We start from the raw sequence: 14,365 nt of genomic DNA on the forward strand, positions 1-14,365 counted from the left end.
TCAGAAAGCCCGTGGGCCATGATAAGGGCCAATGGTCCATGATGCGGTCCGAGTGAGGAAAATTTCCGCCGCCGCAAGCCCCGCCCCAGGACACCGAGGCCACCCATGGGGCACCACCGGTGATCGTGCCGGACCTCCCCGGATCGCCAGAGCCCGCAGGCGACCAGCGCACCCCCCGCAGGAAAGATCTGTCGTGACGCCACGACCCGGAAGGGGTGGCCCAGCAGGGGAGGGAGGAGCCGGGGCGAGCACCGCCGGGCAGATCGTCGCGGCCCTCGCGGGGGCGAGCGTCCGACGCTCCACCACGGGGCAGGTGATCCTGGACGGTATCGACTGGGCCGTGCGCTCCGGAGAGTACTGGGCCCTCCTGGGTGCCAACGGTGCCGGGAAGACGACCGTACTGCGCCTGATCGGCGCGACCACGCACCCCACGTCCGGAACAGTGGACGTCCTCGGCCACGTCCTCGGCCACGTCCTCGGCCGTGTGGACGTGCGCGAACTGCGTGCGCACATCGGCCTGGTGTCCAGCGCCCAGAAGGTGCCGCAGGACGCCACCGCCCACACCATCGTCCTCACCGGCGCGACCGGGACCGTCCAGCCGCTGTGGGGCGAGTACGACGCACAGGCCCGCGAGCGGGCGCACGAACTGCTGGCCGAACTCGACTGCAAGGAGCTCGCGGACCGGCCGTACCGCGTGTGCTCGGGAGGCCAGCGGGCCCGGGTCCTCATCGCTCGCGCCTTGATGCCGGATCCGTCGCTGCTCCTGCTCGACGAGCCGTTCAACGCTCTCGACCTCCCCTCGCGCGAGGAACTGATCGACGCCATGCACCGGCTGGCCACCGGTCGGCCTCACCTGGCGACAGTCACGGTCACCCACCACCTGGAGGAGCTCTCCCCGGGTATCGGGCATGCGCTGCTGCTGCGGGAGGAGGGCCGGGTGCAGGCGACGGGACCGGCCATCGACGTGCTCACGAGCGAGCGGCTGACGGCCTGCTTCGGCCGCCCGATTGAGGTGGCACGCCACGTCGGCCGCTGGCTTGCCCGCTCGGGGCAGGGGCCCCGCCCGCTGTAGTCGCAGCATGACCCTGGCCCCTCGCCACGGTGGGGTCCGGGTATCGGGGCGTTCGGCCCAGCGGATGCCTTTCCGCGCCGCGATGCGGGCGCGGTCGCTTCGTGGGGCGTACCGAACGTCCAGGACGTCGGGGTGACAGATGCCGAGTCCCTGCGACCGGGTCTGCGGGCAGTCGTGGACCCGGTCGAGGGTCCGGACCTCCCCGGCGGGGGCCCGGCGGTGTCCAGCCGGGTCAGCCGGTGCGCGGCCGGCCGCGCACCGGCGGAGGAACACCTCCCGCTCGAACGCCGTTGGCGTGGGTCGGGAGCAACTGGCGAGGAGCCGACTGCGGTTCGGCGATGGGGAACGCGAGCCGAGATGACGCCCGTGGCCGGTGGGCCTGCCGGCGCGTGGGACGGGCCGATCATGGCGGTATCGGTGATCGGTGCCTTCGGCATTCTCAATCCTTCCCTTGGGCTGCATTGAGGTCCAGCGATCCGCACAGTGGACCGAAAGTGATGGGGCGCGGCGTGGCGGGTCAAGGGTTGCGCACAGGATTGGCGCCCGATGTGCCTGGAATGTGTTCAGGGTCTTCGATGTCTCAGGGAAATGCCGATCGATTGGTCGCCGATCAAGTGGGGCCTGGTGCAATTCCTGCCTGACCCTTGACGTGAGTCGAGTCACCTCGTCAGTTTCCGGACCACATTGAAGTCAATTGGTCCGCAATGCGGTCCACGCGGTGTCGAGCAGCCCCTGCGCCTCTCGCGGCATTCGCCCGCACGCAGCACGGGCTCGGCGTATTCCCCTCCCCCCATCACCGCCGGTCTGCCCTCGATGGCAGGGCCGGCTCGCCACCCGTCGTATCTCCCGTACCGAAACCGAGATCCTCGTGACGATCAACAAACACCCAGCGCGGAGCAGCGCCACCGATCCCGCAGTCGCCCGTGTCCGCCTCACCAAACACCAGCGCCAGGCCTCCTGGGGCTCCTTCGGTAGCTCGGTCATGGACGGCTCCGGCTGGACACCCGGGCCCGTCCTGGCGCCCAGCCACCCACGCCCGATCACGCGTGCCATATCCGGGTACGGCGGCAGTGGCGCATACCGCGACCACAAGGCGTACGCCCTCCTCGTACAGAGCGCGGCCGGACCGGTATCCGGCACGGGCATCCTGGACACCCTGTCGAAGGCGGGCCCGTCCATCGCCGACGTCTGCGTCGGCATGTACACCTGCTCCGGCATGCGCACCCCGCTGGGGGAACGGGGCCACTGGGCATCCTTGGGCAGCCCGGTCGGCACGTCGCGCGGACTTGTCCCGGCGGTCACTGCCCAGGGGAGACGAACCGCCGCCTCAGGGCCTTCCCGCCTCTGGGGGAGCACACCGACTCCGTGCTCGCCCGGTTCGACCAGCGTGCATCGCACCTCCAGGACAGAGGCGTGTCATGTCCGCAGAACTGATCGGTGTACTCATCCTGGTCGCAGTCTTCGCGCTGGCCAGCCTGAGGGGGCTCAACATGGGAATCCTTGCGCTTGTCGCCGCCTTCGTGTTCGGCACCGGATGCCTCGGCATTCCCGCCAAGGAGGTTCTGGCAGGGTTCCCGGCAGACATGTTCATCGTGCTGTTCGCCGTGACCTTCCTGTTCGGCATCGCCCGTGTGAACGGGACGGTGGACTGGCTCGTCCACGCCGCGGTCCGCATCGCCGGCCATCGCACCGCCGTGGTGCCCTGGACGCTGTTGCTCCTCGCGGCCGGTCTGTGTGCCACCGGTGCCGCCTCTCCGGCAGCCGTCGCCATTGTCGTGCCGATCGGCATCACCTTCGCCGTGCGCCATCACCTCAACCCGCTGTACGTCGGGCTGATGGTGGTCAACGGAGCGGCCGCGGGTAGTTTCGCCCCCACCTCGATCCTGGGCGGCATCGTGAACTCCTCCCTCGAAGCCAGTCATCTGCGGGTGGGCGGCGCCGCGCTGTTCGCGGGCACCTTTGCCGTCAATCTCTGCGCCGCCGTCATCACCTGGTTCGTCTTCGGCCGCCGTCGCCCCACTGTCACCGAGGTGGCCAAGGACGAAGCAGCCGACACTCCCGCCCCGGCCCTGGGGGCAGAACAGGCCGTGACCCTCGGCGCGATGCTGCTGCTGGTTGTCGGCACCACCGTCTTCGCCCTGGACACCGGCCTCTTCGCCCTCACCCTGGCAGCGGCCCTGGCCGTGGTGTTCCGGCGCACGGCGCAGCTCGCCACCAAGGAGATCGCCTGGCCGGTCGTGCTCCTCGTGTGCGGGATCGTCACCTACATCGCCCTGCTGCAGAGCCTGGGCATCGTCGACTCGCTGGGAACGAGGATCGCGGCGATCGGCGCCCCGCTGTTCGCCGCATTGCTGATCTGCTATGTCGGCGGGATCGTGTCGGCCTTCGCCTCCACGACGGGGATCCTGGGAGCCTTGATGCCACTCGCCGCACCGTTCCTGGCCTCGGGCGCCATCACCACCACTGGTCTGGTCATCGCCCTGGCGGCCGCGGCCACCGTGGTCGACGCGAGTCCGTTCTCCACCAACGGCGCTCTCGTAGTCGCCAACACACCGGAGAGTGTCCGGACCCCGACCTACCGCGGCCTGCTGCGCTGGGGCGCCAGTATGTGCGCGCTCGCCCCCGTCACGGTCTGGGCCGCGTTCGTCGTCATCTAGCGTTCCGTAACCGGCCGAGCAGCTCGACCAGCCTCGATCAGCGGTCTCATGGCCATGGCCGTTCGCCACGCGCCGGGCCATGAGACCGCCGATCGGGCAAGCTGTTCGGAGCTGATGCCCGCTTCCCGGGCGAACTCGGTGAAGTTGTGGACGCCGCCGATCGCACGGCGACGTTGGAGACACCTGTGCACGGCGAAGGGCAACCCCAGTTGGGCTATGGGAGGGTGCATCGTAGATGTCCCACGCCGGGCGTGAACGCCGCCGCGTCCACGGTCCGGGGGATCTCGAAGGAAGCCAGGGGCGACCCGGAGCATCGGCACCCTGAATGCGGGGAGGTGAGGGCTGTCGGAGCCGTCCAGGAGAGTGACTGCCACCGGGCTGCCGCCGCATGATCAGATTCAGCGCGGTGATCCGTGGCTGGCTCGACGACTAGGTGGTCTCGTTTGGATCATCGGGCGGACCAGAGGAAGATGCCTGCGATGTGGAGTCCGGCCAGGTAGATGGTGGCGGTCTTCTCGTAGCGGGTGGCGATGCCTCGCCACTGCTTCAGGCGGTTGGTGCACCGCTCGACGGTGTTGCGCTGCCTGTATGCCTCCCGGTCGAAGGTCGGTGGCCGGCCGCCCTGGCTGCCCCGTCGCAGCCGGTGTCCGCGCTGGTCAGCGGGGACGGGGATCACTGCCCGGATGCCGCGCTTGCGCAGGTGCTCGCGGATCGCGCGGGAAGAGTACGCCTTGTCCGCCAGGACCACGTCCGGTCTGGTGCGTGGCCGTCCTCGGTGGCGGGGAACCCGCAGGCGGGCCATGACATCGGTGAAGGCAGGTGCGTCGCCGGCCTGGCCTGCGGTCAGACGAACGCCAGAGGCCGGCAGCGGTCGTCGGCAGCAAGGTGGATCTTTGTGGTCAGTCCGCCCCGGGACCGGCCGATGGCATGGTCATACTCCGGGGCCGACGGAACCCCGTAGACGGCTTCCGCCCACGCCGAGCTGGTGTTGCCGCCGACCTGCCCGGCATTGACGGGGCCTCGGCGTTCCCGCTGCCGCCGAAGCTGTCGGTCACGTCCTTCCACGGCGGCCGGGCTTCTCCGTCATCACAGACCGGTGCGAACTCAATGTCGACGTCCGCACCACTCCGACCTTCGACGCCCACGACGCCGAGACCCTCGTCCGCGAGGTCGTCGCCGAGCTCGACGCGGAGCTGCCCGCGGACGCGGGGCCGGCAGCGTTGACAGTGCTGCCCCGCGTACGCTGCGCATGCCCCGCCCCCGGGCCGTGGCGCCGCCCGTTCGCTGCCCCGCCGGCCGTGGCGCGGTCAGTCCTCCGAGCGCCGGGCCGTGACGCCCTCAGTCCAGGGTCGCCCCGGAGGTCTCGGGCGCCCAGGCGAAGGAGACCACCGCGCCGAGGACCAGGAACACGCTGAGGACTGTCATGGACGGCGAGAACCCGAGATGATCGATGCTCATCGGCAGCAGGAAGGTGCCCGCAGCGGAACCGACCCGGCTGAGGCCGTTGAGCAGACCGACACCGGAACTGCGAAGAGCGGTCGGGAAAAGCTCGGGGGGATAGACCTGATCGAGATTGGACGAGGCCGACATCATAAAGGTGAAGGCCAGGAAGAGAACGAAGAGCAGAAGCTTCGGAGCACCGGGCCAGATACCCATGGGGCCCAGCGCGACGGCCATCACCACAAAGGATCCGATAACGAATCCGCGACGCGAGAATCGCGAGACGAACCAGAGACCGGCGATGCTGCCGAGCAGAAGGAATACGTTCAGCAGTCCGTCGCCGAGGAATCCCTCCTTCAGACCGAAGCTGGCCATGATGATCGGCAGGAATGTGTAAATGGCGAAGTACGGGATGACTTGGCAGTTGTAATAGAGGATGCCGAAGGCCGTCTTGCGCCATTGCTCCGCGCTGAACAGGCCCCGGTACGAGGCTGAGGGAGCTTTGTCCGTGCCGGGCTCGGCCGCGATGGAGGCGAAGTCCACGTGCCGGCCGATGTACTTCTCCACGACGGCGCGGGCCTCTTCGACCCGCCCCTTGCTGATCAGCCAGCGAGGCGATTCCGGGGTGCCGATTCGCATCAGCAGGACCACGAGGGCGGGAAGGGCGCTGCTCGCCAGCAGCCACCGCCAAGCGTTGCCGCCCTGGTCGATGAGGTAGCTGCCGAAGAAGAAGGAGCAGACGTAGCCGATCGTCCACATGGCGGTGAGCGAGGCCAGCAGAAAACCACGGTGCCGCCGGGGGCAGAATTCGGCCACGAGCGTCGGGCCTATGGCGTAGTCGGCGCCGATGCCGATGCCGATGAGGAGCCGCAGAACGAATAGTTCCATCGGCCCGCCGACCCAGAACTGCGCGATCGACGCCAGGGTGATCAGGACGAAGTTCAGCATGTAGAGCTGCTGACGCCCCATACGGTCGGCCAGCCAACCGAGCGTGATGCTGCCGAGGAAGATCCCGATGAGCGCCGAGGCCCCGAGCAGGCCCTCCCAGGCGGAACCAAATCCCATCTGCGGCCTGATGAGTGTCAACGCGATACCGATGATACCCAGTTGATAGCCGTCGGAGAAGTTGGCTCCGAAGGTGAGTGCGGTGATCTTGACGTGAAATCTATTGAGGGGGGCGTCGTCGAAAGGGACGAGTCCCGGCTCTGATACCGGAATCGGAGCTAGCTTATTTTCAGGCATCGTCCCACTAAGGTCCTATCCGCGTGGAAGTTGTCTTTCTCGACGCCCGCCCACGTGCGGTATGTCCGGGCCGGCAGGCAGTGGACACCTCGCCCGCTCCGCACCCTTGCCAACGCCGTGAATAACAAGTTTCATGTAGGTTCATTGATGAATGAAAACGTGTCAAGGGGTGAGCAGCGATCGACAGTAACAGTCTCCGCATTGACGGCTCCCGACTGAGGTGCGACGACGTGGTCCGCGTGGCCCGGCGCAGGGCCTCCCTGGAGCTGGACGGCAAGGCACTGGAGCAGGCGGGTCACGCCTACGAGGTAGCGCGTGACAGCGAGACGAAGCGGGCTGTCTATGGCCGCACCACCGGAGTCGGGGCGAACAGGCACGAGGTCGTCGACCCGCACGGCGCCGACCAGCACGGCCTGCGCCTGCTGCGCAGCCACGCGGGCACCACGGGCGAGCCTTCGGACGAGGATCTCGTACGGGCGACACTGGTCATCCGCCTCAACCAGCTCGCCGCGGCGGGGAGCGGCGTCCACCCACGCCTGCTGACGGCCCTCGCCACGGCCCTGCGCGTCGGCGCGATACCGGTCACACACACCCGAGGTTCCATAGGCACCGGGGACCTGGGCCAGCTCGCGGAGATCGCGCTGACCTTCGCGGGAGAGCGGCCCTGGGGCACGGGCGGGATCGCACCGGTCCCGGTCAGCCCCGGTGACGCGCTCGCCTTCATCTCCAGCAACGCGGCCACCCTGGCGCGGTCGGTACTCGCCTGGAGCGACCTGCGGACTCTGCTGCGCGCCAGCCACACCGTCGCGGCGCTGTCGTTCTGCGCGCTGGGCGGATCACCCGAGGCCTTCGCAGCGCGGGTCCACGCGCAGCGCCCGCATCCCGGTTCCGTGCACTGCGCCTCGGAGATGCGCAGGCTGCTGTGGGCGGACACGGAGCCGGAGCCCGGCCGGCGCCTCCAGGACCCGTTTGGACTGCGTGCCTTCCCGCAAGTCCAGGGACCGGCGCTGGAGGCGGCCGACGCCCTGGAGACGGCGCTGACCGTCGACATCAATGCGGCGGCGGAGAACCCCTTCATCGACGTGGAGACGGGCGACGTCTACCACCACGGCCACTTCGCCACCTCCCACCTCGCCCTCGACCTGGACCACCTGCGGGCTGCGGTCCACCACGTTGCGGAACTCTCCACGGCGCGCCTGAGCGACCTGGTCGAACCCGACCTGAGCGGCCTCCCGCCGTTTCTCGCGGACGGCCCGGCGGGCAGCTCCGGCATCATGATCCTGGAGTACCTGGCCCACGACGCCCTCAGTCAGATGCGGCACGCGGCGGCCCCTGTGACACTCGGCACGGCCGTCATCTCCCGAGGCTTGGAGGACCACGCCAGCTTCTCCACCCAGGCGGCTCACGCCACGACGGCCGCGATCGCGTCGTACCGCACAGTCCTGGCCTGCGAGCTGCTCGGAGCCGTACGCGCCCTGACCATGAGCGGGGCACAGCTGCCCGGGGCACCCGTGCGGGACGCGCTGCGGCTGGCACAGCGGACCCTGCCGATGATCAAGGAGGATCACCCGCTGACGCAGGAGATCACCGTCGCGGAGGATCTGCTGCCGGCGCTGGCAGAACTCTGAGGGTGACCGGGCCACCGGGGACACCGCGGCGGACCGCGGCCCCCGACCCTCACACCGGCGCAGGCTGTGGTGACTGTGAATGTCCGTAGTCGCGTGCACGGATGAGCCGGGGGTTCGCCGTCGCGTGCAGAGAGGGTGTTCGATACTGATTCAGGCTGCCGCGGGCGGTTTCGGGCGGAGGTATTGCCCGACTTTGTTCGGGCTGGCGGTCAGCCGGTTACTCATGGAGTTGACTATGGCCCAGTGGGTCATTGACCGGGACCGGGTCGGCAGTGCCTCGTAGTCGCGGTGCAGAAGCCGGTACCGGTTCATGATCGCGAAAGTCTGCTCCACCGTCGTGGCCGCTTGCATCCGGCGGGAGCCGCCGGCCTGATCCCAGCAGGGCCCAGTGTTCGCTGCGATGTGGCCCTTGCCAAGCTTTAAATAAAGTGATTCATTCAGCCTGGCTAGTGAATGGATGTATGTCAAGCGCGAGGAGATGTCCGTGGCCGTCCACCTGGCGGAGCCCGCTGCGGACGGTCGCGCCCTGGCTGTCGCGCCGTCAATGCCGAGCGCTCCCACGGTGCCATCGGGACCGGCGCCGACAGCACGGGCTACCCGCTGACGGGTCCCATCACCGACTGCTGGCCGATCTGAGAGGACCCCCATGGCCGCCCACAAGATCACCAATGTCACCTTGGGTGAGGAGCCGATCACCATTGAGCAGTTCGTCGCGGTCGCCCGGCACGGCGCCCGCGTCGAGTTCGATGCGACGTATGTCGACCGAGTGCGCAAGTCCCGCGCGCTCGTGGAGCGCTTCCTGGCCGAGAACCGCTTGGTATATGGGGTGACCACCGGATTCGGCGACAACGTCACGGAGGTGATTGCCCCGGCGGATGCCGAGCAACTGCAGCGCAATATTGTGCGCTCGCACGCCGTGTCGGTTGGTGAACCCCTACCCACTGAGATCGTCCGCGCCATCGGGCTGATGGAGCTGGTCGGCCTCGGCGAAGGCTATTCCGGCATCCGGCTTGAGACCCTGGAGCTGATCCGGCGGATGCTCAACGCCCGGGTCACGCCGCACGTACCCAGTGAGGGTTCCGTCGGCTACCTGGCCCCAGAGGCGCATATGGCTCTTGTGCTGCTGGGAGAGGGCCGGGCCTGGTATGGCGACGAACTGCTGCCCGGGGCCGAGGCGTTGACCCGGATCGGGGAGGAACCGACCCGGCTTGGCTGCAAGGAGGGTCTTTCGGTCACCAACGGGACACACTCGGTCACCGCGATCGCCGTTCTGGCCGCCCATGACGCCGGCGTCGCGGCGGCCACCGCCGACATCGCCGCGAGCCTGTCGGTGCAGGCACTCAAGGGCACCGTTCGCGCCTACGACGCCCGGTTGCACGAGAGGAAGCGGCACCCCGAGCAGGCCGCGGTCGCTGAGAGCCTGCGGCGGCTGACCGAATCCAGCGCGCTCAGCGCCGAATTCCTCGACCATCGGCTCCAGGACGGCCTGGCCTTGCGCGCCGTTCCGCAGATGCACGGCGGTGCGAAGCGGACGCTCGCGCAGGCCCGGGAGGTCATCGTCGAGGAGCTGCACTCGGTGGGCGACAACCCGGTCATCCACCCCGAGGGCGAGGACGGGGTAGCGCTGATGGGGGCGAACTGCGACAGCACGTACGTCGGCATCCAGGCCGACTCCATGGTGAACGCGATAACGGTGCTGGCCAAGGTGTCCGAGCGCCGCACCGACCGCATGGTGAACAGCAACTTCAGCGAACTGCCCGCGTTCCTTACTCCCCGGCCGGGGCTGAACAGCGGCTACATGATCGCGCAGTACACGGCCGCCGCGCTGACCATGGAACTGCGCGGCATGGCGATGCCCGCATCCGCGGACAACGTCACCACCTCGGCCAATCAGGAGGACACGGTCAGCAACGCCTATCTGGCGGCGCTGAAGGCCTACCGGGCGGCGCGCAAGCTCGGCTACGTCGTAGCGATCGAGGTGATGTGCGCCGTGCAGGCGCTCGACCTGCTCGCGCCGCTCGCACCCTCGCCGGCCGCGGAGGCGCTGCGGGCCAGGATCCGGGAGACCGTTCCGACCGTCTACGAGGACCGGGTCTTCCACGCCGACATGGAGCACATCACCCACCTCGTGCGAAGCGGGGAGTTGCTGCGGGTCGCCGAGGACGTGGTGGGCCCGCTGGGTCGCTGAGGTCGGGCTGAGGACCGGCGGCGCGGTGCGTTATCCGCCCGCCGTCGACGGTCAACCTGACCTGAAAGGGCGAATCGTTAGCCTCGCCGTTTCGGTTGGGCTGAAGCGGCGTCGCTGAGGGGTCCACTATCGGGTGGCCGATGCGGTTTCGGTGCTCGGGCATGGCGGAGTCCCGGCGCGGTGGTCGGGTTCTCCGGAGTCCTTCGGTTCGTGGCGGGCAGGGGTTTGCCGGTCAGCTGGCGGGGCGGGGCGGGGCGGGGCGGGGCAGAGCGGCGAGGCGGTGGAAGGCCGTGGCCAGTTCGTGTCTCCAGGGCCAGGTCGCCGAGATCCGCAAGCGCAGGCGTCGGCCGCCGCGGGTGAGGCAGGCGGCGACGCGCAGCAGCCGGTAGCCGGAGCTTCTTCGGCTCGGCAGCCGCGAGTTCGCCGTCCAGCAGCAGGACACGCATCCAAGCCAGCAGATCGACCGCCGCGAGGCTGAGTTCGAGCCAGACGGCGTTGATGGTGAAGTCGCGGAAGGGGAAGCGGCCGAAGCCGGTGGTCTTGCCGCAGCGGATATGGTCCTCGGCCGTGGCATGCCCGCGGTGGCGGGCCTCCAGGAACTGTGCGGAGCCGCCGCCGGAGTACGGGGTGTCGGTGAGGAACACCTGGTGTCGCAGGCCCTTGCCCTATCCGGCGCTGCCGGACATTCTCAAGAAGCCCTCGAAGCGTGAGCCGGACCAGATCTGGGAGGCCCGCCCCGCCTTCCACCACCCCGACTTCTCCCTCAAGCTGCCCGGCAGCGTCCAGGTCACCGCCCTCGACGCCAACGCGGCCTACCTCTCCGCCCTCAAGTGCTGGCTGCCGATCGGCAAGTTGGAGCACACCACCGGCGCCGACGGCGTGGACCCCAAGCGCTCCGGAGTCCACCTGATCACCCCCGCCCCATGGCGCCACCCGCATCTGCCCAACCCCCTCGGCGACCGCGACACCGACGGGGCACTGTGGGTCACCGACGCCACTCTCAGGCTGCTATCGCGCCTGGCCGGACCGAAATACGGCCTTACCAGCGCGCCAGAAATCCACGAATCGTGGACGTCCGGCGCGACAGAGAATTTCCTCGACGCGCTCCGCAAGATTCTCACCGCCGCGCGGGAAAAAGCGATCGAGGAAGACGACACGGTCACCACCGAGTACGTCAAAGCGATGTATTCGAAGTTCGTTTCCACCATGGGCGAGTCGATCCACAACCGCGACGTCATCCGCCCGGACTGGATGCACAACATCCACAGCCAGGCCTACGCCAACCTGTGGGCCAAGGCCTACAAAGCCCACCAGGCCGGCCTCGACGTCGTCGCCATGATGGGCACCGACGAGCTGCACGTCACCGGCGACTGGCGCCAGGTCTTCGCCGAAGGCCGCGGCGTGGCCCAGATGAAGATCAAGCACGGTGACGCCAAGGCCTCCGGCGAGTACACCCTCGGCAAGGTGACCCGCTGATGGCCGGCACCGAAGCGGGCCGCTGGCGGGACCTGGGCGCCTACCGGGCCCGCGGCCTGCCCGGCTGGGTCGCCCTGGCCGAGGGCCTCGACCGCATGGTCACCGGCATCGAGTCACCCGTCGGCACCGCACGCGGCCTGGCCGCCCGCCTGCGCTACCTGACCGCCTCCGACGCCGGCTACGAGGCCATGGACCGCGCCGGCATCCACGTCCGCCCCCGCACCCTGATCGCCTGGCTCGCCGAGGAACAGACCCCCAGCAAAGCCAACCTCGCCCGCCTGGACGCCGCCTACTGGCAGCTGCGCCGCCGCAACACCGTCCCCGACCTCAAGCGCCGGCTCAACAACCGCGGCCGCGGCACCCGCATCGAGATCGACCCCGTCGACCAGTCCCAGGTCGAACGCCGCCACCAGCGCGACCTTCAAACCCGCTCCATCAACGTCCGCGGCGGCGTGTGGGACCGCGCCGTCGACGCCTGGATCGACGGCAACACCGACGAACTCGACGCGATCTGGGACGAGATCATCAGCAGCGGCCTCGGCACCGACTGGGACGCCTACACCCACGTCTCCTCCGTCGGCTGGGCCGCCTGACCACACGAACGAAGGGCCCGGAGTCACTCCAATTGACTCCGGGCCCTTCACCGTCACCGTAAACCCGCACCCGCCCGCGCTGATCTACGAGGTACTGCTTGGGTCGTTCACCTGCCCCGCTCGGCCTGCCGGAGCCGGCGCTGCCAGCTGCCAGGCCTCGGGGCGCCGGAATGGCCACTGCGATCACCCCCCCGGGGCCGGGCGGACGCGCCGCCCGGCCCCGGGGCAACCTCCCCGGGCCGGTGCAGCCACGGGTCAGGTGGTGCCGAGGGCGCGGTCTTCGGCCGGCGGCGCAGGGTTCTCGTCCTGCTGGGCGCGGGCTTCGAGGTCCACGAGGGTCGAGGCGATCTCGTCCTTGCGCCACCTCTCGGGGGAGTTGTAGGGCACCAGACCGCGCGCGTAGGCCATGCGCAGCAGTTCCGTCTTGGTGTGCTTGCGCATGAGCTCACGCAGGCGCTGCGCCCGCCTGCCGCTCCGCGCCGCCCGGGCCCTGTGCTCTTCCTCTGCCCCGGCGCCGTTTCCGTCGGCCGCCGGCACCCGAGCGTCTGACGGCACCCGAGCGTCTGACGGCGCGGGCGGGCCGGGCACGTCGCCGGCCGCCTCCGTGCTGCCGGGTGAGCTCGGTGGTGGTCCGGCCCATTCCAGTGCGAGGGCGGCGAGCGCGGCGAGCCGGTCCGCATGCAGTTTCGCGCGGCGGCTCTTGCTGTTCGACAAGAACACCCCCAGCTTCACCGCGTGCTCCTGACCGTCGACCACCACGGTCTCCACATGGGCCCTGGGCACCGTCACAGAGCCCGTACGGGCCTTGTACTGCACCAAGGCCGCAACCCCCCGATCGAAGGCCGCAGAGCCGCCCTCCGCGGCCCTGGCCCGGGCCCGCTCCACGGCGGCCGGCAGCGGCGTGACACCGAGCTCGGCCAGCCGCTTGCGTTGCCCTTCGCCCAGCTGCTGCCACCCCTCCCGCTGCGCGCGGAGCCAGGTGCCGATGTCCTGGCCGCTCACGGTGACGCCGGGCAGGATCTCGGGAAGGGTGGCCCCGTCGTCGAGGACCGCGGCGAGCGCGGCATACCGCTGCTGCCACTGGAGCGGCCACGGCGGATTCCAGTCCCGGTCGATCCGCTCCAGCGCCCGGCGCCGCTCCGCCGCGCGTTCCTCGTCCTTGCCCAACCCGCCCGCCTTGCGGCAGTTGGCCAGCCACTGACCGACCGCCACTCCGTCGAGGGACGCGTCCTTGGGCGCAGCGAGCGTACGGTGCACGGCGAAGTAGCCCCGGGCGGCGGCGAGGTTCTTGTAGAAGCGGGCATCGACGACTGACCAGACCATGCCCAGCTCGTCCAGCAACTGAGCCCGCCATGCCTTCAGCGTCCCCGCACGAAACGCCCGGCGCTGCTCGCTGACCCACGCTCCCAGCGCGTACGTCCCGCCGTTGCCGCCATCACCGTTGCTCTCGGTCGTCCCAAGCGGCACGACGGTGTCCATCGGCACCTGGGCATGCCCCTGCGACGCGACCCATTTGCGCAGGGCGTTGAGCCCGGACAGCCACACCTCGGAGTCCGGCCGCAGCACCCGGGTGCGCAGGAACGCGGCGATGACGTCGGGGTTGCGCGGCAGGGAGAACCGCAGCAACGGCACACCCCCGCGGCCGTCCTCGTCCTCCTGGCCCCCGTCCTCGCCGCCGGCGGCCTCGGCCGCCGCGTCCGTCTCCCGGCCGTCCTGCTCCGCGCCCTCCCCGGCGCCGCCGTCGGAGGCCGGCTGCTCCTCCTCGGACTGCCCGTCCTCGCCCTCGTCGTGCTCGTCCTCCTCGCGTCCGGGATCGAGGGCCACCACCGAGGTGGCCTTGCCACGGGAGCTGGCGGTGCGCAGGACCATGCGCTCGATGAGCCGGGAGTCATGGGCACGCAACCCCTGCAACACCGCTACAAGGGGCCGGTAGGAAGCGGAGGCCATCATGTCCTCAGGGTCCTCCCCGGCCTGCAGGAAGACCGGCACGACCAGCCGTGCGACCTTCCCCTCACCGGGGGCCTGCCGCAGCCCCCGGCCGGTGATCTGCACGATCTGCACCGGCGAAC

Annotated in this window: 8 protein-coding genes and 3 pseudogenes; 7 read left to right on the forward strand and 4 right to left on the reverse strand. The window is 69.5% G+C overall.

The annotated features are described in order from the left end of the window. The first annotated feature begins 262 nt into the window (after nucleotides 1-262). From OG422_RS30800 to OG422_RS30810, 3 genes and pseudogenes are all read left to right on the forward strand, one after another. Complete coding sequence (locus OG422_RS30800; RefSeq protein ID WP_405747575.1) at nucleotides 263-1,072, forward strand: ABC transporter ATP-binding protein; 810 nt, start codon at nucleotides 263-265, stop codon at nucleotides 1,070-1,072. A gap of 982 nt (nucleotides 1,073-2,054) precedes the next feature. Then, nucleotides 2,055-2,291 (forward strand): annotated as a pseudogene (locus OG422_RS30805) (CoA transferase); the annotation flags it as partial. Between the two features lie 199 nt (nucleotides 2,292-2,490). Continuing rightward, entirely contained in the window at nucleotides 2,491-3,729 is a 1,239-nt protein-coding gene (locus tag OG422_RS30810) for an SLC13 family permease (RefSeq protein ID WP_405738159.1), read from the forward strand. Nucleotides 3,730-4,177: 448 nt separating this feature from the next. Here OG422_RS30810 and OG422_RS30815 read toward each other — a convergent pair. Both OG422_RS30815 and OG422_RS30820 read right to left on the reverse strand, forming a co-directional pair. After that, nucleotides 4,178-4,662 (reverse strand): annotated as a pseudogene (locus OG422_RS30815) (IS5 family transposase); the annotation flags it as partial. A 405-nt stretch (nucleotides 4,663-5,067) separates the two neighbouring features. Beyond that, complete coding sequence (locus OG422_RS30820) at nucleotides 5,068-6,411, reverse strand: MFS transporter (protein WP_405738156.1); 1,344 nt, start codon at nucleotides 6,409-6,411, stop codon at nucleotides 5,068-5,070. Between the two features lie 215 nt (nucleotides 6,412-6,626). Here OG422_RS30820 and OG422_RS30825 point away from each other — a divergent pair, with 215 nt between their 5' ends. Together OG422_RS30825 and hutH are read left to right on the forward strand one after the other, a co-directional pair. Next, complete coding sequence (locus OG422_RS30825; RefSeq protein ID WP_405748070.1) at nucleotides 6,627-8,039, forward strand: aromatic amino acid ammonia-lyase; 1,413 nt, start codon at nucleotides 6,627-6,629, stop codon at nucleotides 8,037-8,039. 646 nt (nucleotides 8,040-8,685) lie between these two features. Beyond that, nucleotides 8,686-10,227 (forward strand): histidine ammonia-lyase, encoded by a 1,542-nt coding sequence (gene hutH, locus OG422_RS30830; protein ID WP_405738153.1) that lies wholly within the window; start codon nucleotides 8,686-8,688, stop codon nucleotides 10,225-10,227. Between the two features lie 232 nt (nucleotides 10,228-10,459). Here hutH and OG422_RS30835 read toward each other — a convergent pair. Continuing rightward, a pseudogene (locus OG422_RS30835) lies at nucleotides 10,460-10,889 on the reverse strand (transposase); the annotation flags it as partial. Here OG422_RS30835 and OG422_RS30840 point away from each other — a divergent pair. After that, a complete protein-coding gene (locus tag OG422_RS30840) occupies nucleotides 10,888-11,703 on the forward strand; it encodes a hypothetical protein (protein ID WP_405738150.1) in 816 nt (271 codons plus the stop codon). The pseudogene OG422_RS30835 and the gene OG422_RS30840 sit on opposite strands and share 2 nt — an antisense overlap. Beyond that, nucleotides 11,703-12,296, forward strand: coding sequence for a transcriptional regulator (locus OG422_RS30845; protein ID WP_331757267.1), 594 nt, complete (start codon nucleotides 11,703-11,705; stop codon nucleotides 12,294-12,296). The genes OG422_RS30840 and OG422_RS30845 overlap by 1 nt, the downstream gene beginning before the upstream one ends. Before the next feature lie 255 nt (nucleotides 12,297-12,551). Here OG422_RS30845 and OG422_RS30850 read toward each other — a convergent pair. Next, on the reverse strand, nucleotides 12,552-14,365 hold a 1,814-nt coding region (locus OG422_RS30850), incomplete at its 5' end, for a Helicase associated domain protein (RefSeq protein ID WP_405747569.1).

The organism is Streptomyces sp. NBC_01525 (assembly GCF_045040405.1).
GTDB classification, from domain to species: Bacteria; Actinomycetota; Actinomycetes; order Streptomycetales; family Streptomycetaceae; genus Streptomyces; species Streptomyces benahoarensis.

Excerpts from the sequence above, each read along its gene's own strand:
- OG422_RS30810 (WP_405738159.1), top strand. The coding sequence starts at position 2,491 with ATGTCCGCAGAACTGATCGGTGTACTCATCCTGGTCGCAGTCTTCGCG.
- OG422_RS30845 (WP_331757267.1), top strand. The coding sequence starts at position 11,703 with ATGGCCGGCACCGAAGCGGGCCGCTGGCGGGACCTGGGCGCCTACCGG.
- hutH (WP_405738153.1), top strand. The coding sequence starts at position 8,686 with ATGGCCGCCCACAAGATCACCAATGTCACCTTGGGTGAGGAGCCGATC.
- OG422_RS30820 (WP_405738156.1), bottom strand. The coding sequence starts at position 6,411 with ATGCCTGAAAATAAGCTAGCTCCGATTCCGGTATCAGAGCCGGGACTC.